Source organism: Sphaerimonospora sp. CA-214678, from assembly GCF_050942215.1.
Taxonomy (GTDB): domain Bacteria; phylum Actinomycetota; class Actinomycetes; order Streptosporangiales; family Streptosporangiaceae; genus Sphaerimonospora.
The window spans coordinates 2801045-2819908 of sequence record NZ_CP192056.1 but is presented as its reverse complement, the minus strand read 5'-3'; the positions used below and the strand labels follow the sequence as shown (position 1 = coordinate 2819908).

The window sequence follows — 18864 nt, the reverse complement described above, 5'->3', positions numbered from 1 at the left end:
CACGCGGTTTTGCCGGTTCGTGGCTGAATCGTCACACTAGTTCGGCCCCTTCTCCGTACGCCCCCTTTGCCGGGCGTCTTCTCCTCGGCGGCGGGGTGACCCCCTCCGCCATGCGACGGGCCGTGACGAGAAAGCCGGTGTGACCGACCATCCGATGATCCGGTCGTACCGCCAAGCCCTCGACATGCCAGTCGCGAATCAAGGTCTCCCACGCGTGGGGCTCGGTGAAACTCCCGTGCTCGCGCAGGGTTTCCACCGTTCTGGACATCTGGGTGGTTGTGGCGACATAGCAGCAGATAACGCCGCCCGGGGTGAGGGCCTTGGCCGCGGCGTCGACGCACTCCCACGGCGCGAGCATGTCGAGGATCACCCGGTCGACGTCCGTCTCGTCGAGTGCCGCCACGAAGTCGCCGACCACCAGCCGCCACTGGTCCATCGGACCGCCGAAGAACTTCCCCACGTTCTTGGTGGCCACCTCCGCGAAGTCCGCCCGCCTCTCGTAGGAGGTCACCGACCCCTCGGGGCCGACGGCGCGCAGCAGGAAGCACGTGAGCGCGCCCGACCCCACCCCGGCCTCGACCACCCGGGCGCCGGGGAAGACGTCGGCCATCGCGACGATCTGGGCGGCGTCCTTCGGGTAGATGACCGCCGCGCCGCGCGGCATGGACAGCACGTAGTCGGGCAGCAGATGCCGGAAAGCCAGATACGCGGTGCCGCCGGAGGAACGCACGACCGAGCCCTCCGGCTGACCGATCAGGTCATCGTGCGGAATCGAGCCCTTGTGCGTGTGAAAGACCCCGCCCTCCTTCAGCGTCACCGTATGCCGCTTGTTCTTCGGGTCGGTGAGCTGAACCTGATCTCCGGCCTGGAACGGCCCGTGCCTGCGAAAGCCCATGCCGAAAACACTAGTGCCCCTCCACGGCTGTTCCGCCGGGCGGGAAATCCGTCGCGTATCGGCGATGCGAACAGCGACAATCGAGCATGTTTCCCCGAGAAGTCGTCTCCGCCGGACCGATCGTCCTACGGCTCCCCGCCGAAGGGGACGCAGACGCCGTCACCCGGGCCTGTTCCGATCCGGAGATAGCCCGATTCATCCCGTTGATCCCTTCGCCGTACACCCGGAGCGAAGCGCTGGAATGGATCACCGTGGTCACCCCCGACGCCTGGAAGGCCGGCGGGGCCCACTTCGTGATCGCCGATCGGACGACCGGCGAGATGCTGGGCGCGATCGGCCTGCGGCCGCCGAACCGGTACGGCGACGGCGAGGTCGGCTACTGGCTCGCGCCCCGGGCGCGCGGCCGCGGGGTCGCCACGACCGCGCTGCGGGCCCTCGCCGGCTGGGCGTTCGCCCACGGGCTGGCGCGCATGACGCTGCGGGCCGAGGTCGAGAACATCGCGAGCCAGTCGGTCGCCCGCCGCGGCGGCTTCGCTCTCGAAGGCGTGCAGCGCGGGGCGCAGGCCGGACGGGACGGCTCACGCACCGACCTGGCGGCGTTCGCCCGGCTGGCCACGGACTCCGGCGAGCCGATCACGCCGCCGCTGCCGTTCCTCCCCGGCGGCCACCCCGGCGGCGCACTCACCGACGGGGTCGTACGGCTCACGCCGCTCACGGCGGCCGACGCCGACGCCTGGCACACGCTGACGAACGTCCCGGACGTCGTCCGCCACCGTGTGCCGCCGCGGCCGATCACGTGGACCGAGGCCAGGGAACGCTGCCGGTACGCGGGTCACCGATGGTTCGCCGGACAGCGGGCCGACCTGGCGATCAGAGACGCGGAGACGGGCGCCCTCGCCGGGGACATCCAGCTCGCCGGCATCATCCCGCCGCTGGGCCAGGCCATGGTCGGCTACAGCCTGCACCCCGGCTTCCGCGGACGCGGCCTGGTCACCCGCGCCGTGAACCTGCTCGTCGAGTGGGCCTTCGCCAACACCTCGCTGGGCAGGATCGTCGCCGGCACCGATCCGGCCAACACGGCCTCGCACCGCGTGCTCGAACGGGCCGGTTTCACCCGCGAGCACCTCGCGAAGGGCCTGCTGCCCGGCCCGGACGGCACCCGCGTCGACGACCTCCAGTGGGTGCGCCTGCGCCCCTGAGGGTCACCCGCCGCGCCGGGCCTCGTACCGCATCGTCCGGGAGACGCCGACCCGCACGGTCGTGCCGGGCAGGATCGGGACCGGCTCGCTCGGCGGGATGTCGTAGAAGTTGGGGTCGCCCGGCGGCTGGATCTGCGTCCCGTTGACCGAGCCGAGGTCGATCAGGTTGACGTCCCAGTTGTTCAGGGCGACCCGCAGGTGCCGCCGGGAGACCGAGCCGTCCGGACTGGTCACCCGGACCGGCCGGGCCTCGCCCGACTGGACCTCGGGCGCCCGCTCGGGGTCGCGCCCGAGCACGTAGTCGCCGTCGAGCGACAGCGCCACCCCGTCGTCGAGCAGGAGCACGCCGAGCTGCGGCCGGGGCCCCTTGTACGGCACGACGGCCCGCTGGTCGATGCCGGCGCCGCAGACCGCGCAGTAGGGCGCGCGCGGATCGTTGAAGTGGTCGTTCCTGCAGTCGACGCCGTAGACCATGAGCAGTCCGTCGGAGTCGGGGGGAGTGTCGAGCCGGGTGATGTCCCCCGGCTCCTCCTCAGCGGCGGGAACGTCCGGAGGCAGGTTCTCCGGCTGCGCGTCCTCCCCCGACGGCGCGTGGTCCCCCTGCCCCGGAACCGGCCCGGGAACGGGTACCGCGACAGGCCCGGAGACCGGCCCGGGGACGGGCGGTGGAATCGGCTCGGAGGACGGCCCGAAGATCGGTCCGGAATTCGGGCCGGTGCCGGAATGCGGACCCGACAAGGGCGTGGGCTCGGCCGGCGGCGGGGCGGAAAGCGGCGGCAGCGGCGGCACGGGAGGAGCCGGCGGCGCGGGCGGCATGGGAGGAACGGGCGGCGCGGGCGGCATGGGAGGAACGGGCGGCGCGATCGGTCCGGGCGCCACGGGCGACGGCACCACCGGATCCTGAGCGGCGATCGGCTCGGGCGGGCCGGGAGGGGCGGGCCGCACCTGCTGAGACCGGTGCCGCGACACGGGCGGCGGGGGGAAGGCGCGCTCACCGGCCTGGGTGAAGTCGCACTCGAGGCCGGCTCCGGTGACCACGCCGCCGTCGAGCCTGCCGTACGGGACGGCCGGGCCCGCCCCCGGCAGCCGCAACTCGATCTTGGCGACCGGGCCGGCCACCAGCCGGTCCATCCAGGTGAGCGCCTCGCGCCCGGCCAGGTGGACGTCGCCGTCCGGGCCGCCCGAAACGGTCGCGGACGCGTCACCGCTGACCAGCACGGCCACCCCGCCGGTGACCGGGCCCGCGACGGCGCAGGCCACCGGCTCGCCCGTGATCTGCCCGTCCATCGCCCGGGCGAGGACGTGGGCGACCCTGCGGGCCAGGGCACGGCCGTCCCCGCCGGCCACGGCCGTCTCGTGCAGGGCACCCAGCAACTCCTCGACCGGCTGGCCGGTCGCGCACACCAGCAGTAAGCCGTTCAGATGAGCGACCACGCCCTCCCCCGGCAGCGGGCGGACCACCCCCACGCCCTGTTCCGTCACAGAACTCTCCCTCCCGGAAACGCCACCGGATGAACCGCGCCGCGGTCGATACCGTTCGACCCCCAGAACGTAGCAAAAAGTGACACCATCCGGTCTCAGCGGATTGGTCTCGATCGCATCGCTCAGGCACCGCTCAGCGGCCGGTCAGACCCCGCTGAACACCCGGTTGACGTCGGCCGTGGCCAGCACGCCGAAGATCTCGCCGCCGCCCTCGACCAACAGGTACTCCCCCGCCGGGGTCTCGCGCATGGCGGCGAGCAGCGACTCCCCCTCCAGGTCGGCGCCGAGCACGAGCGACGGCTCCAGGCTGCGCGTCACGGTCCCGACGTCGACCCACGGCCTGCGCTGTTCCGGGGTGGCGTCGACGGCGGCCTCGTTGACGATGCCGACCGGTCGCCCGTCGTGGTCGACCAGGACCATCGCGCCCGCGCCCGCCTCGACCGCGCGGCGCAGCGCCTCGGCCAGCGGCGTGCCGGCGGTGACCGGGATCGCCCGCCGGGCCAGCAGCCTGGCGCGCAGCTGCGGCAGGCGGGCCCTGACCCTGGCGATCCGCAGCGACTGGGACGCCCCGATCCAGATGAACGAGGCGAGCACGACCGACCACAGCATCTCGCCGAGCCCCGGCTCCTGGCCGGCCATCAGGTTCAGCAGCAACGGCACGGCGACGACGGCGACGGCCACGCCGCGGCCCACCCAGGCGGCGGCGAGCGTGCCGGTGCCGGGCCGGCTGGTGACCTTCCAGACGGCGGCGCGCAGCATCCTGCCGCCGTCGAGCGGCAGCCCGGGCAGCAGGTTGAACACGCCGACGATCAGGTTCGACCACCACAGCTGCCAGACCAGCACGGTGATGACGCCCGTCGGGGGGACCACGAAGGCGTAGAAGAGGTAGCCGATCCCGGCGAGCCCCAGCGACAGCAGCGGCCCGGCGAAGGCGACGTTGAACTCGCGGCCCGCCGTCTCCGGCTCGCGCTCGATCTCCGAGACGCCGCCGAGCATGTACAGCGTGATGCGGCGCACCGGCAGGCCGTAATGCTTGGCCACGACGCAGTGGGCGAGCTCGTGCAGCAGGACCGACAGGTACAGCAGGACGGCGAAGGCCAGCGCAACGGCATAGGTCCCGAACTCGCCGTAGCCGGGCAGCATGGTGGCGATGTGCGGCTGAAAAGTGATCGTGATGAACGCCGCCACGATGAGCCATGTCGGTGAAACGTACACCGGAATACCGAACGGGCGCCCCATTCTCAGTCCCTGGGACGACCCGTTGACAGGTGTGCTCATAACTCGCCGCCTTCCCTCCCTTGACCCCGATGCTACGTGCCGCGAGGTGGGATCAGCGTATGAGGCCGGGAGGCGTTCTGTCGGCAGGGTGCCTTACAGTTCAGGGCATGACCCTCGCCGAAGAGCGCTCGATCATCGGCGCGCTGTCCCCCTCCCGTGCCGGCGACTTCATGACCTGCCCCCTGCTCTACCGGTTCAGAGTGATCGACCAGCTTCCCGAGCGGCCCAGTCCCGCGGCGGTCCGGGGCACGCTCGTCCACGCGGTGCTGGAGCGGCTGTACGACCTGCCGGCGCGGGGCCGTACGGTCGCGGCCGCCCTCGACCTGCTGGAGCCGGAGTGGAACCGGCTGCTGGAGGAGGAGCCGGAATACGGCGGGCTCTTCCCCGACGACGAGGAGCGGGAGGCCTGGCTGACCCGGGCCAGGGGCATGGTGGAGCGCTACTTCACGCTGGAGGATCCGCAGCGGCTGGAGCCGGCGCAGCGGGAGATGTACGTGGAGGCTGTGCTCGACAGCGGGCTGCTGCTGCGCGGCTACATCGACCGTCTCGACGTGGCGCCCACCGGTGAGACGCGGATCGTCGACTACAAGACCGGCGCGGCGCCGGGGCGCGACTTCGAGGCCAAGGCGCTGTTTCAGATGAAGTTCTACGCGCTGGCACTGTGGCGCAGCGGGGGCGCCGTGCCGCGGATGCTCCAGCTCATGTATCTGGGCAACGGGGAGATCCTCCGCTACGTGCCCGACGAGGCCGACCTGCGGGCCACCGAGCGCAAGGTCGAGGCACTGTGGACGGCGATCGAGCGGGCGGTCCGCACCCGCGAGTGGCGGGCCCGGCCCTCACGGCTGTGCGACTGGTGTGATCATCAGGCGCTGTGCCCGGAGTTCGGCGGCACGCCGCCGCCGGTCCCCGACCGGGAGCCCCGTCTGTCCGCACGGGTGAGCAGGCGGTCCGCGACCGACGAGATCTGACCCGGGCGCCGAACAGCGGTCCGTCTCATCCGTTGGGAGGAGCCGGCCATCCCTCTTGAGCAGGGGTGGCCTGCCGGAAGGACGGCCTAAATTTGGTACGTGCGCTTCACCTCCGCCGGTCTCCGCTCCTGGCTCAGGTCTCATCCCCTGTTCGGCGACTCGCTCCTCGCGGTGGTGCTGACGGCGGGCTCGCTCGCCGTGATCACTCTGATCGGCGTGGAGGAGGCGGCGCGCTTGCACGGCGCCGTGCACGTGGAGATCCGCCCGCCCGACGCGCTGAACGTGATCCTGGCGGTGCTGTGCACGCTGCCCGTGGCGTTGCGGCGGAGCCTGCCGTTCGTGCTGCTGACGCTGACCGCGGTCCCGGAATGCGTGCTCAACGCGCTCGGCTACAACACCGGGCTCAGCGAGATCGCCGGTCTGATCCTGCTCTACACGGTGGCCGCCCACCGGGGGCTGGCGCTGAGCCTGGCCGGTCTCGCCGTCACCGTGATCGGTTACGCCGTCGGGACCGGCCTCTCGCCGCTGACGCTGTCGTGGCCGGAGCACACCGTGATCATCGTGGTCATCCTGCTCTGCCTGGTGAGCGGCCGGACGGTCCGGCTCCGCCGCGCCTACCTCGCGGAACTGGTGCAGCGGGCCGACCGGCTGGAGCGCGCCCGCGAGGCCGACACCCGGGCGGCGCGGGCCGAGGAGCGTTCCCGGATCGCCCGCGAGCTGCACGACGTGGTGGCGCACCATGTCAGCGTGATGACCGTCCAGGCCGCCGCCGCGCGCAGGATGCTGGACACCAGGCCGGCCGTCGCACGCGACGCGCTGACCGCGATCGAGGAGATGGGCCGCACCGCGATGGCCGAGATGCGCGACATCGTGGGCGTGCTGCGCACGGACGGCCCGGCCGAGCGCGGTCCCCAGCCGGGCATGGGGGATCTGCGGACGCTGGTCGAGCAGATGCGGGAGGCGGGCCTGCACACCCGGTTGCTGGTGGAGGGCGAGGAGGTCGCGCTGCCGCCGGGCATCGACCTGGCCGCCTACCGCCTGGTGCAGGAGACCCTCACCAACAGCCTGCGCCACGCCGGGCCGGCCGCCGGCGCCTGGGTCACCGTACGGCACGGGCCGGACGAGCTGACGGTCCACGTCGAGGACGACGGGCGCGGCGCCGTGGCCGCCGATCCCGAACGTCCCGGCGGGACCGGCCACGGTCTCGTGGGCATCCGGGAGCGTGTCGCGCTCTATGGTGGTGTCCTGCGGATCGGTCCCCGGAGCGGGGGTGGATTCGAGGTACACGCTCAGTTCCCCCTCAGACAACACAGCCCGCTCAAGGGCGGCCCCCTCAAGGAAACGGCATGACGATCAGGGTGTTACTGGTTGACGACCAGCCGCTGCTGCGCACGGGCTTCCGGTTCATCCTGGAGGCGGAGCGCGATATCACCGTCGTCGGCGAGGCCGGCGACGGCGCGACCGCGATGGACCAGTCCCGGGCCCTGCTGCCCGATGTCGTGCTGATGGACGTGCGCATGCCGGGCACGGACGGCATAGAGGCGACCCGGCGCATCGTCAGGGAGGCGGCGCCGAGGGCGCACGTGCCGAAGGTGCTCGTGCTGACCACGTTCGATCTGGACGAGTACATCGTGGAGGCGCTGCGCGCCGGCGCGAGCGGGTTCCTGCTGAAGGACGTGCCGCCGGACGACCTGGTGCAGGCCATCCGCGTGGTGGCCGCCGGCGACGCGATCGTCGCGCCGAGCGTGACGCGGCGGCTGCTGGACAGGTTCGCGACCCGGCTGCCCTCGGCGCACGGCCAGGCGACCCCGGCGCGGCTCGACCGGCTGACCGAGCGCGAGACGGAGGTGCTCCGCCTGATCGCCAAGGGCATGTCGAACGCCGAGATCGCCGCGAGGCTGGTGGTCAGCGAGACGACCGTGAAGACCCACGTCGGCAACGTGCTCACCAAGCTGGGGCTGCGCGACCGGGTCCAGGCGGTCGTCCTCGCCTACGAGACCGGGCTGATCGTGCCCCGTTCCTTCTCCTGACCCGCCGGCGGAGCTTCTCCCGGGGAGTTCTCCGGGAAGTGGCAGGCGACCCGGTGGCCGGGGGCGAGCTCCGTCAGCGACGGCTCGACCTTCCGGCAGATCTCCTGCGCCTTCCAGCACCGCGTGTGGAAGCGGCAGGCGGGCGGCGGGTCGAGCGGTGACGGCACGTCGCCCTGCAGGCGGATGCGCTCCCGCTCGGTGCGGCGCCGGGGATCGGGGATCGGGACCGCCGACAGCAGCGCCGTGGTGTACGGATGCATCGGCGACCGGTAGAGGGCCGCGCGGTCGGCCATCTCGACGATCTTGCCGAGGTACATGACGGCGACGCGGTCGCTGATGTGCCGGACCACCGACAGGTCGTGCGCGATCACCACGTAGGTGAGGTCGAGCTCGTCCTGCAGGTCCTCCAGGAGGTTGACGACCTGTGCCTGGATCGACACGTCGAGCGCGGAGACCGGCTCGTCCGCGATGATCAGCTTCGGTTTGAGCGCGAGCGTCCTGGCGATGCCGATCCGCTGCCGCTGACCGCCGGAGAACTCGTGCGGATAGCGGTTGTAGTGCTCGGGGTTGAGGCCGACCAGTTCCAGGATCTCCTGGACGGCCCGTTTGACGCCGTGCTCGGTCTTGATCCCCTGGATGCGGTACGGCGCGCCGACGATGGCTCCGACGGTGTGCCGCGGGTTCAGCGAGCTGTAGGGGTCCTGGAAGATCATCTGCATGTCGCGGCGGAGCGGGCGCAGCCGCCCCTGCGACATGTGCGTGATGTCCTGCCCGGCGAAGACGATCTTCCCGCCGGTCGGCTCGATCAGCCGGGTGATCAGACGGCCGGTGGTGGTCTTGCCGCACCCCGACTCCCCCACCAGGCCCAGCGTCTCGCCCTTGAGCACCTCGAAGCCGACCCCGTCCACGGCTCTGACCAGGCCCGTCTGCCGCTTGAGCAGCCCCTTCGTCACGGGGAAGTGCTTTTCCAGCCCCCGGACGGACAGCAGCGGTTCACCGGTCACGACGCCTCCAGGTTCGGCTTGATCTCGTTCGCCCAGATGGCGCGCCTGCGCTCCGCCGCCAGATGGCAGCGCACCTGGTGGCCGCCCGCGGTCTCCAGCAGCTCGGGCACCTCGGTCTCGGATCGGCCGGCCGTACGTTCGGCGAAGGAACAGCGCGGGTGGAACGCGCACCCGGACGGCACGTTGATCAGCGACGGCGGCGACCCCTTGATCGGGAGCAGCCGGTCGGCCGGATCCCGGTCCAGGCGGGGCATCGAGCCCAGCAGCCCCCAGGTGTAGGGATGCTCGGGCCGCTCGAAGATGTCCTCGGCCGAGCCGTACTCGACGCACTTGCCGCCGTACATCACAAGGATGTCGTCGGAAAGCTCGGCCACCACGCCGAGATCGTGCGTGATGATGATCAGCGCGGCCTCGAAGTCGCGCTGCAGGTCGCGCATGAGGTCGAGGATCTGCGCCTGCACGGTCACGTCGAGCGCGGTGGTCGGCTCGTCGGCGATCAGCAGCTCGGGGTCGCAGCACAGCGCCATGGCGATCATCGCGCGCTGGCGCATGCCGCCGGAGAACTCGTGCGGGTAGGAGTCGACCCGCCGGTCGGGCTGCGGGATGCCCACCCGGCCGAGCATGTCGATGGCGTGCCTGCGCGCCGCCCTCCTGCTCACGTCGTGGTGGATCCGGTACGCCTCGATGATCTGGTCGCCGACCGTGTAGAACGGGTGCATGGCCGACAGCGGGTCCTGGAAGATCATCGCCATCTTCTTGCCGCGCAGCTTCCGCACGTGCTCGGCGCTCGCGCCGACGAGCTCCTCGCCGTCCAGCCAGATCTCGCCGGAGATCCGCGCCCGGGTGCCCTTGTGCAGGCCGAGGATGCCCAGGCTGGTGACGCTCTTGCCCGATCCGGACTCGCCGACGATGCCCAGCGTCTTACCGCGCTCCAGGGTGAAGGACAGCCCGTCGACCGACTTGACCAGTCCGTCGTCGGTCGGGAAGTGGATCCGCAGGTCTTTCACTTCGAGGAAACTCATCCCAGCCTCACCCTCGGGTCCACCACCGCGTACAGCAGGTCGACGATCAGGTTCGCGACCACCACGAAGCAGGTGATCAGCATGACCACCCCCATGATCTTCGGTAGGTCGTTCGCCTTGATCGCCTGCACCGCGTACATGCCGAGCCCGTGCAGCGTGAACGTGCTCTCGGTCAGGATGGCTCCGCCCATCAGCAGGCCGACGTCCAGACCGAAGATCGTGACGATCGGGGTCAACGCGGCGCGCAGGCCGTGCTTGGCGATTACCTTGGACTCCGGCAGGCCCTTCGCCCGGGCGGTGCGGATGTAGTCCTCGCCCATCGTCTCCAGCATGCCGGCCCGGGTGAGCCGGGCGTAGATGGCGGCGTACAGGAAGGCCAGCGTGATCCACGGAAGGATCAGGCTGTACGCCCACTGCACCGGGCTCTCGGTGAAGGCCACGAAGGTTCCGCCCGGCACGGTGATGCCGAGCGTGTAGCTGAAGAAGACCAGGGACATCAGTCCGGTGAAGAAGATCGGCAGGGAGACGCCGGCGAGCGCGACGCCCATCGCGGCCCGGTCGAAGAAGCTCCCCCGGCGCAGTGCCGACAGCACCCCGGTGGCCACGCCCGCGACGAGCCAGATGATCGACGCGCCGATGGCGAGCGATGTCGTCACCGGGAGCCGGTCCAGTAGCTCCGGCCACACCGGCGTCTTGGTGATGAAGGAGTAACCGAGGCAGGGAGCCGGGCACTGCTCGATCGACGCCCCGGTGTCGAACTCCGCACCGGCGACGATCCCCTTGATCCACCTGCCGTACTGCACGGCCAGCGGGTCGGTAAAGCCGAGCTTGTCCGCGAGAGCCGCGGCGGTCTCCGCGGTGGCCCCCTTGCTCCCGACGTAGCGATAAGCGAAGTCGGTCGCGGTGACCCCGGCGAGCCGCGGAATCACAAAGAAGATCGAGAAAGTGACGATGCTCACCACGACCAGCATGAGCACCGCGGCGATCAGCCGCCGGATGATGTAAGTGACCACTCTTCCCCCGGCTCCGGGGGCCGGCCCGCCGATCCGGCCGGCCGGCCCCCTTGCGCCTTACCTGTCGGTTGCGTCGACCCGGTTACTCGACACCCATGCTCGGGTAGTCGTACATGTCGAAGGCGCCGGTGATGTAGACGTTGGTCACATCCTTGCCGCGCAGCAGCAGCCCCTTGTTCCACACCGCGGGGAGCACGTACGCGCCCTCCATGATCTTGCGGTCGATCTCACCCCAGATGGCGTCACGCTTGGCGGTGTCCTGCTCCTTGACCGCCTCGTCGATCAGCCCGTCGACCTCGGGGCTCTTGATGCTGAGGTTGTAGTTGCCGGACTCGCGGATGGTGCGGCTGTCGACGATCTGCGACAGGAAGCCGAAGCCGTCGTTCCAGTCGGCCTGCCAACCGTGTGTGGCGATGCCGATGTTGTTCTTCTTCGTGTACTCCGGCTTGCCGGCGTAGCTGCTGAAGTACTCGCTGGTGGGGAAGCCCTTCAGGGTCAGCTTGATGCCGGCCTTGGCGAGCGCCTGCTGCATCGACTCGGCGGCCGCCTGCTCCTTGGGACGGTCGGAGCGGAAGGTCATCGTCGTCTCGAACCCGTCCGGCTGCCCGCAGGCCGCGAGGGCCTCCTTGGCCTTCTCCACGTCGCCGGTGCCGGTCGGATAGAGGTCGAGCTTCTGCCAGCCGCCGATCGACGGCGGCATGAGGCCCGTGGCGATCTCGCCGGCGAGCTCCCCGCCGTAGGCGTTCTGCAGGCCCACCCGGTCCGCGGCGTACATGATGGCCTTACGGCACTCGATGTTGTCGAGCGGCGGGTTGTCGCTGAGGATCGCGAGGTACCAGGTCCGCGCGGAGGTCGGGTTGTCCGCCCGGGACTTGAGCGCGGGGTCGCCCATGATCGTCGCCGTGGCCGCGGCCTGGACGCCCGTGCCGGCGATGTCGACGTGCAGGTCACCGGAGATGATCCGGTTGTCCAGGTCGTTCGCCTCGACACCGAGCTGGACCTCGTACCGGTCCGGCAGCGCCTTGCGTACCGGGTCGGTCGCCGGATCCCAGTGGGGGTTCCGCACCAGCGTGTACTGCTTGCCCTCCTCGACCTTCTCGAACATGTACGGTCCGGAGGCGATCGGGTGCTGACGGTACTTGATGCCGGTGTCCTTGTCCTTCGGCACCGGGACCGTCGCGGGCAGCACGGCGAACTGGTCGAAGCCGGCGAAGGCCTTCTTCAGATGGAAGACGATCGTGCGGTCGTCCGGCGTCTCGATCGCGGAGTCGGTGTCGACGTCCGGCGTCTTGTAGACGCTCTTGAAGTCCTTCGGCAGGTCCAGGTAGTCGTTGAAGTACGTCGGGCCGTTGACGAAGGTCTCCTTGTCGAGCTGGCGCAGCACGGCGTACTTCACGTCCTTGGACGTGATGGCGGTGCCGTCCTCGAACTTGAGGCCCTCGCGGAGCTTGTACGTCCAGGTCTTGTTGTCGTCGGACGCCTCGCCCAGGCTCTCCGCCAGGTCGGGGACGAGCTCGCGGCCCTCGGCGCCGGGGGCGAGGTTGTAGGTCACCAGCGAGCGGCCGTAGACGCGCAGGAAGTTCCAGGACATGCCGTAGTAGGTGTCCCCGGGGTCGATGGAGTCCCACGCCTCGGTGACGGCCAGCTTGAGCGTGCCGCCCTTCTTGTCGGAGGGGTTGACCACCTTTTCCATCGCGGCGTTGAACTCGGACTGCTCACCCTGCTGGGCGGCGCCGCCGGTATCGCCCGGGCCTGTGCTCTTCTCTCCGCCGCCGCCGCAGGCCGACAGGCCCAGGCTGAGCGCGACACCGGCGGCCAGAAGGGCCGACGAGGCGTATCTCTTTCTCATTGGTTGGCACCCCTTGTGAATGCGAGTTGGGGAACGGAGAAGGTCGGCTGTGTCGATCGACCGCAGGGGCCGTCGATCAATCGGGGAGGTCAGCGTGACGACTTGGGGTCGAGCGCGTCGCGCAGACCGTCGCCGAAGAGGTTGAAGGCCAGCACGGTGATGAAGATCGCCATGCCCGGGAAGAACATGAAGTGCGGCAGCGTGTAGAAGCGGACGGCCGACGCCAGCATCCCACCCCATGTCGCGGTGGGCGGCTGGATGCCCACCCCGAGGAACGACAGCGCCGCCTCGAACAGCACGTTCGTCGGGATCAGCAGCGTCGCGTAGATGAGGATCGGCGCGATCAGGTTGGGCAGGATCTCCCGGAACAGGATGTACGGCCCGCGTGCGCCGAGACTGCGGGCCGCGTCCACGAACTCCCGCTCGCGCAGGGAGAGTGTCTGTCCCCGGATGATGCGCGCGATGTAGGACCAGTTGAAGAAGCCGATCACGAAGATCAGCAGGAGGATGCGGAGGGTGTCGCCCTGCACCGCGAGCTGGGTCTCGAACTGCGCGAGCACGCCGACCAGCGCGAGTGCGAAGACCAGCAGCGGGAAGGCGAGGAAGAGGTCCATCAGGCGGCTGATCACGGTGTCGACCCAACCGCCGAAGTAGCCCGCGGTGATCCCCATGATCGTCCCGATGACGACCGACAGCAGCGTGGCGAGGAAGGCCACGAGCAGCGAGATACGCGCTCCGTACACGACCCGGCTGAACAGGTCGCGCCCGTTGACCGGCTCGACGCCGAACAGGAAGTCCGCGCTGATGCCGGTGCCGCCCTTGGGCTGCATGGTCAGGGTGTCGATCATCTCCTGATGGAACTCGTTCGGCGGATGCCCGAACCAGCGGACGAGGACCGGTGCGAAGATCGCCACCAGGATCAGGAAGATGATCACAAACCCGCCTGCCATCGCGACCCTGTCGCGTTTGAGGCGCATCCAGGCGATCTGGCCGAGTGATCGGCCCTGGATGGCCTTGGCGCCCGCGCCCTGAGTGACGGCTTCCGGTGCGGCGTGCAGCTCGTCACCGGAGACGTCGAGCGGTGCGGTCATGTGCTGTCAGCCCCCTGGGTCCCAGACGACGTGGTCCAAGGAGATCCACTGGGTATGCGGACCCCCCGGACGCAGAATCTATGGCCTGAACTGGGATGACCAGTCCCCCGGGGCTCCCTGTGGCTCAACTGTGATGCACGCGAAACTCATTCGTATCGATCTTGATCGGACTATCCGGACCCCGTCTCGGTTGTGTCGCAGAACCGTGACATTACACAAGACCTGTAACAAAATCTCAGCATACGGTCAGCTGATGCCGCGGCGCTTGAGGATCTCCTCGATGTCGGAGAAATCGTCGGCCGCCCCGGACCCGGCCGCCCCCGGCTGAGCCGCCCCCCGCTTGGCGCGCCCCGAATCGGCCGGCCCCGGCTGGGCGGAGCCGATGCTCGCGGTCTTCGGCGATCCCGTGCCCGCCGGCCGCTCGGCCTGACGCGGCTCGATCGTGTCCGGCCCGCCGGCCGTACGGGCCCGCGAGAGCGTCCGGCCGCGCAGGGCGCCGGAGACGACGAACAAAACAGCGGACAGCCCGGCCAGCGCGACCCCCGCCCAGACCGTGGGCGAAAGGACCAGCCCGGACACGAAACGGACGGCGGCGGTGCCGACGTCCCACAGCGTCCGGTGCGCCCCGGTCAGGTAGGCGGCCAGCGGCAGCAGCGACCACGCGGTGGCGCGCAGGCCGGCGGTCGCTCCCCTGCGGCGGAAGACCAGGAAGCTGAGGACGATCCCGACGGCTGTCAGCCCGGCGCACAGCGGCAGCCAGGCGATGTCGGCGTATGTCATGACGAACCCCTCGTTTCGTACAGCCTTCTCTCATCCTGCCGCACGGACCGCCGCCGGAGCCCTGCCGTACGGCGCGCGAAGCCGGATGGGCGGTCAGCCGACGAGCGAGCGGAGCAGGCCCACGTCCACGTGCCGCAGCGACGGCATGACGAGCCGTCCGGGCGCCTGCGCGATCGGCAGGACGCTCGGGACGGCGACCACCCGGCAGCCCGCCGCCGTCGCGGCGGCGACCCCGTTCGGCGAGTCCTCCAGCACGACGCAGCGCCCGGGTCGCGCCGCCAGCAGGCGGGTGGCGGTCAGGTAGGGCTCGGGGTGCGGCTTGGTGCGGGTGACGTCGTCCGCCGTCACGATCACCTCGAAGTGCTCGCGGCCGACGAACTTGAGCACGGAGTCGGCGATCACCCGCAGGGACGAGGTGACCAGGCCGGTGCGTATGCCGTGGTCGGCCAGCTCGCGCAGCAGCTCGAACGCCCCCGGCATGGGGGAGACGCCCGCGGACAGACGCCGCTCCATGCCCTCCATCAGCCACGACCCGACGACGACCGGTTCCACGTCCGCCCGGGTCAGCTCGAGCAGGTAGGCGATGGTCCGCTCCCAGGAGCCGCCGACGAGGCGCTGCTGGTGCTCGGGCCCCCACGTCCCGCCGAGCCGGGTGGCCACCTCGCACTCCACCTCGAACCACACCCGCTCGGTGTCGACGAGCAGACCGTCCATGTCGAACAGCACCGCGTCCACGTAGCCCCTTCCCCCGGTTCTTTCATGCCTTACACGTTGAAGTACTTCGCCTCGGGATGGTGGACGACCAGCGCCGAGGTGGCCTGTTCGGGGTGGAGCTGGAACCCCTCCGACAGCTCGACGCCGATCCGCGCCGGATCGAGCAGCCCCATGAGCTGGACCTGGTCCTCCAGATGCGGGCAGGCGGGATAACCGAACGAGTAGCGGCAGCCGGTGATGTCGACCTTGAGCATGTCGCTCAGCGACTCGTCGCCCCCGATGCCCAGCTCCGAACGCACCCTGGCGTGCCAGTACTCCGCCAGCGCCTCGGTGAGCTGGACGGACAGGCCATGGAGCTCCAGGTAGTCGCGGTAGGCGTCCTGCGCGAACAGCTCGGCCGTCGCCCGGCTGATCCGGTGGCCCATCGTGACGATCTGGAAGGCGACGACGTCGACCTCGCCGGACTCACGCCGCCGGAAGAAGTCGGCCAGGCACAGATGCCGGTCGCGGCGCTGACGCGGGAACGTGAAGCGGGTGCGCTCGTTCCCGGCCCCGTCCAGGACGATGAGGCTGTCGCCCTCGCTCACGCAGGGGAAGTAGCCGTAGACGACGGCCGCCTCCAGCAGGCTCTCCGTCTGCAGCCGGTCCAGCCACATGCGCAGCCGCGGCCGGCCCTCGGCCTCGACGAGTTCCTCGTACGACGGCCCGCCGCCGCCCCTGGCGCCCTTCAGTCCCCACTGGCCCATGAACGTGGCCCGCTCGTCGAGGAAGGCGGCGTAGTCGGCGAGCGGGATGCCCTTGATCACCCGGTCGCCGAAGAAGGGCGGCACGGGCACCGGGTTGTCGTCCGCCACGTCGGAGCGCGACGGCAGCTCCTCCACCGGGGTGCGGGTGAGCGTCGCACCGGTCCTCACCCGGCGCGCATGCCGCGGGGGCAGCGCCGCCCCCGCCTCGCCGCGCTTGACCGCCATGATCGCGTCCATCAGGCTCAGCCCCTCGAAGGCGTCCCTGGCGTAGCGCACCTCGCCCCGGAAGAGGCCGGCCAGGTCCTGCTCGACGTAGGCCCGGGTCAGCGCCGCGCCGCCGAGCAGCACGGGGAACCTGCCGGCGATCCCCCGGGAGTTCATCTCCTCGAGGTTCTCCTTCATGACGACCGTCGACTTCACCAGCAGCCCGGACATGCCGATCACGTCGGCCTTCTTCTCCTCGGCCGCCTCCAGGATCGCCGTCACCGGCTGCTTGATGCCGAGGTTCACCACCTCGTAGCCGTTGTTCGACAGGATGATGTCGACGAGGTTCTTGCCGATGTCGTGTACGTCGCCCTTGACCGTGGCCAGCACGATCCGGCCCTTCGTGGCGCCCTCGACGCGCTCCATGTACGGTTCCAGGTACGCGACGGCCGCCTTCATGACCTCGGCCGACTGGAGCACGAACGGGAGCTGCATCTGGCCGGAGCCGAACAGCTCGCCGACGGTCTTCATACCGTCGAGCAGCACCTCGTTGATGATCTCCAGGGCGGGCCGCTGGGCGAGCGCCTCGTCGAGGTCGGCCTCCAGGCCCTTGCGCTCCCCGTCGATGATCCGCCGCTTGAGCCGCTCCCACAGCGGCAGCGCGGCCAGCTCGGCCGCCTTGCCCGCCCGCATCGACGCGGCGTCGACGCCCTCGAACAGATCCATGAACCGCTGCAGCGGGTCGTAGCCGTCCCGGCGGCGGTCGTAGACCAGGTCGAGCGCCACCTGACGCTGCTCGCCGGGGATCCGGGCCATGGGAAGGATCTTGGACGCGTGCACGATCGCCGAGTCGAGCCCGGCGTCGACGCACTCGTTCAGGAAGACCGAGTTCAGCACCATGCGCGCGGCGGGGTTGAGGCCGAACGACACGTTGGACACGCCGAGCGTGGTCTGCACGCCCGGATGACGGCGCTTGAGCTCGCGGATCGCCTCGATCGTCTCCATGCCGTCGCGGCGGGTCTCCTCCTGGCCGGTGGCGATCGGGAAGGTCAGGCAGTCGACGACGATGTCCTCGACCCGCATGCCCCAGTTCCCGACGAGGTCGTCGACGAGGCGGGAGGCGATCCGTACCTTCCCCTCCGCTGTGCGGGCCTGGCCCTCCTCGTCGATGGTCAGCGCGACCACGGCTGCGCCGTGCTCCCGGACCAGCCGCATGACCTTGGTGAAGCGCGAGTCGGGCCCGTCGCCGTCCTCGTAGTTCACCGAGTTGACGACCGCCCGCCCGCCGAGCATCTCCAGCCCCGCCTCGATCACCGCCGGCTCGGTCGAGTCGATCACGATCGGCAGCGTCGAGGCGGTGGCGAAGCGGAAGGCCAGCTCCTTCATGTCGGCGACGCCGTCCCTGCCGACGTAGTCGACGCACAGGTCCAGCATGTGCGCGCCGTCGCGGGCCTGCGCCCGGGCGATCTCGACGCACTCCTCGTAGTCGCCCGCCAGCATCGCCTCGCGGAAGGCCCTGGACCCGTTGGCGTTGGTGCGCTCGCCGATCGCCAGATAAGAGGTGTCCTGCCGGAACGGCACGCTCTGGTAAAGGGAGGCGGCCCCCGCCTCGGGAAGCGGACGCCGTACGGCACGGGCCCGGCCGGCCACGCGCTCCACGACCCGGCGCAGGTGCTCGGGGGTGGTGCCGCAGCAGCCGCCGACCAGCCCGAGCCCGTAGTCGCGCAGGAACGTGTCGTGCGCTTCGGCGAGCTCATCGGGCGTGAGCGGGTAGTGGGCGCCGTCGGCGGTGAGCTGCGGCAGCCCGGCGTTCGGCATGCACGACAGCGGCAGGCGCGCGTGCTTGGCCAGGTAGCGCAGGTGCTCGCTCATCTCGGTCGGCCCGGTGGCGCAGTTGAGGCCGATCAGATCGACGCCCAGCGGCTCGATCGAGGTCAGCGCCGCGCCGATCTCGGAACCGAGCAGCATCGCGCCGTTGGTCTCGATCGTCACCTGCGCGATGATCGGCACGTCGCGCCCGGCGGCCTCGATCGCCCGCTTCGCGCCCACGATCGCGGCCTTGACCTGCAGCAGGTCCTGGCAGGTCTCGATGATCAGCGCGTCGGCCCCGCCCGCGATCAGCCCGGCGGCGTTGTCACGATAGGCGTCGCGCAGGGTCGCGTACGGCAGATGCCCCAGCGTGGGGAGCTTGGTGCCCGGGCCCATCGAGCCGAGCACGAAACGGGGGTGACCGGGGGTGGACCAGTGGTCGGCCCGCTCCCGGGCGAGCCGTGCGCCGGCCTCGGAGTACTCGTGGATCCGGTCGGCGATGCCGTACTCGCCCAGGGCCGCGCGGTTGGAGTTGAACGTGTTGGTCTCGACGCAGTCGACGCCCACCTCGAGATAGGCGTCGTGGACCGCGCGCACGATGTCGGGACGGCTGACGTTGAGCACGTCGTTGCAGCCCTCGTGGCCCTGGAAGTCCTCGAGCGTCGGATCGTAGGACTGCAGCATCGTCCCCATTGCCCCGTCGGCGACCAGGACTCGCTCGGACAGCACTTCTCGGAAGGACGGCCTGCCGCTGTTCATGGGGGAAAGACTATCCGCCCG

The 18864-nt window shown here is 70.4% G+C and carries 15 protein-coding genes; 4 read left to right on the top strand and 11 right to left on the bottom strand.

What is annotated here, in order from left to right; genetic code table 11:
- Positions 1 to 31 precede the first annotated feature (31 nt).
- Positions 32 to 895, bottom strand: coding sequence for a tRNA (adenine-N1)-methyltransferase (locus ACQP1K_RS12640; RefSeq protein ID WP_433501071.1), 864 nt, complete (start codon positions 893 to 895; stop codon positions 32 to 34).
- 86 nt (positions 896 to 981) lie between these two features.
- On the opposite strand from ACQP1K_RS12640, the gene ACQP1K_RS12635 reads away from it, so the two are divergent.
- Positions 982 to 2094, top strand: coding sequence for a GNAT family N-acetyltransferase (locus tag ACQP1K_RS12635; RefSeq protein ID WP_433501070.1), 1113 nt, complete (start codon positions 982 to 984; stop codon positions 2092 to 2094).
- 3 nt (positions 2095 to 2097) lie between these two features.
- Here the strand turns inward: ACQP1K_RS12635 and ACQP1K_RS12630 are convergent, their stop codons facing one another.
- Both ACQP1K_RS12630 and ACQP1K_RS12625 read right to left on the bottom strand, forming a co-directional pair.
- Complete coding sequence (locus tag ACQP1K_RS12630) at positions 2098 to 3576, bottom strand: FHA domain-containing protein (protein WP_433501069.1); 1479 nt, start codon at positions 3574 to 3576, stop codon at positions 2098 to 2100.
- A gap of 144 nt (positions 3577 to 3720) precedes the next feature.
- Complete coding sequence (locus ACQP1K_RS12625) at positions 3721 to 4815, bottom strand: site-2 protease family protein (protein ID WP_433501068.1); 1095 nt, start codon at positions 4813 to 4815, stop codon at positions 3721 to 3723.
- Between the two features lie 146 nt (positions 4816 to 4961).
- Between ACQP1K_RS12625 and ACQP1K_RS12620 the strand changes: the two genes are divergently transcribed.
- The 3 genes from ACQP1K_RS12620 to ACQP1K_RS12610 all read left to right on the top strand — a co-directional run bounded on the left by ACQP1K_RS12620 (position 4962) and on the right by ACQP1K_RS12610 (position 7852).
- Positions 4962 to 5822, top strand: coding sequence for a RecB family exonuclease (locus ACQP1K_RS12620; RefSeq protein WP_433501067.1), 861 nt, complete (start codon positions 4962 to 4964; stop codon positions 5820 to 5822).
- Between the two features lie 99 nt (positions 5823 to 5921).
- Positions 5922 to 7172, top strand: a complete 1251-nt coding sequence (locus ACQP1K_RS12615) for a sensor histidine kinase (protein ID WP_433501066.1) — start codon at positions 5922 to 5924, stop codon at positions 7170 to 7172.
- The gene (locus ACQP1K_RS12610; protein WP_433501065.1) at positions 7169 to 7852 is read left to right on the top strand and encodes a response regulator; all 684 of its coding nucleotides are present in this window, start codon (positions 7169 to 7171) and stop codon (positions 7850 to 7852) included. The genes ACQP1K_RS12615 and ACQP1K_RS12610 overlap by 4 nt, the downstream gene beginning before the upstream one ends.
- Here the strand turns inward: ACQP1K_RS12610 and ACQP1K_RS12605 are convergent.
- The 8 genes from ACQP1K_RS12605 to metH all read right to left on the bottom strand — a co-directional run bounded on the left by ACQP1K_RS12605 (position 7813) and on the right by metH (position 18843).
- Positions 7813 to 8856: an ABC transporter ATP-binding protein gene (locus ACQP1K_RS12605; protein ID WP_433501064.1), complete on the bottom strand. Its 1044-nt coding sequence runs from the start codon at positions 8854 to 8856 to the stop codon at positions 7813 to 7815. The genes ACQP1K_RS12610 and ACQP1K_RS12605 overlap by 40 nt on opposite strands.
- Positions 8853 to 9878: an ABC transporter ATP-binding protein gene (locus ACQP1K_RS12600; protein ID WP_433501063.1), complete on the bottom strand. Its 1026-nt coding sequence runs from the start codon at positions 9876 to 9878 to the stop codon at positions 8853 to 8855. The genes ACQP1K_RS12605 and ACQP1K_RS12600 overlap by 4 nt, the downstream gene beginning before the upstream one ends.
- Positions 9875 to 10891: an ABC transporter permease gene (locus tag ACQP1K_RS12595; RefSeq protein ID WP_433501062.1), complete on the bottom strand. Its 1017-nt coding sequence runs from the start codon at positions 10889 to 10891 to the stop codon at positions 9875 to 9877. The genes ACQP1K_RS12600 and ACQP1K_RS12595 overlap by 4 nt, the downstream gene beginning before the upstream one ends.
- A gap of 82 nt (positions 10892 to 10973) precedes the next feature.
- Positions 10974 to 12740, bottom strand: coding sequence for an ABC transporter substrate-binding protein (locus ACQP1K_RS12590; RefSeq protein WP_433501061.1), 1767 nt, complete (start codon positions 12738 to 12740; stop codon positions 10974 to 10976).
- Positions 12741 to 12829: 89 nt separating this feature from the next.
- On the bottom strand, positions 12830 to 13831 hold the full coding sequence (locus ACQP1K_RS12585) for an ABC transporter permease (protein WP_433501060.1): 1002 nt from the start codon (positions 13829 to 13831) through the stop codon (positions 12830 to 12832).
- A 246-nt stretch (positions 13832 to 14077) separates the two neighbouring features.
- Complete coding sequence (locus ACQP1K_RS12580) at positions 14078 to 14611, bottom strand: cellulose synthase (protein ID WP_433501059.1); 534 nt, start codon at positions 14609 to 14611, stop codon at positions 14078 to 14080.
- A gap of 93 nt (positions 14612 to 14704) precedes the next feature.
- Positions 14705 to 15346: an HAD family hydrolase gene (locus tag ACQP1K_RS12575; protein WP_433501058.1), complete on the bottom strand. Its 642-nt coding sequence runs from the start codon at positions 15344 to 15346 to the stop codon at positions 14705 to 14707.
- Positions 15347 to 15375: 29 nt separating this feature from the next.
- Complete coding sequence (gene metH, locus ACQP1K_RS12570) at positions 15376 to 18843, bottom strand: methionine synthase (protein WP_433501057.1); 3468 nt, start codon at positions 18841 to 18843, stop codon at positions 15376 to 15378.
- Positions 18844 to 18864: the final 21 nt, after the last annotated feature.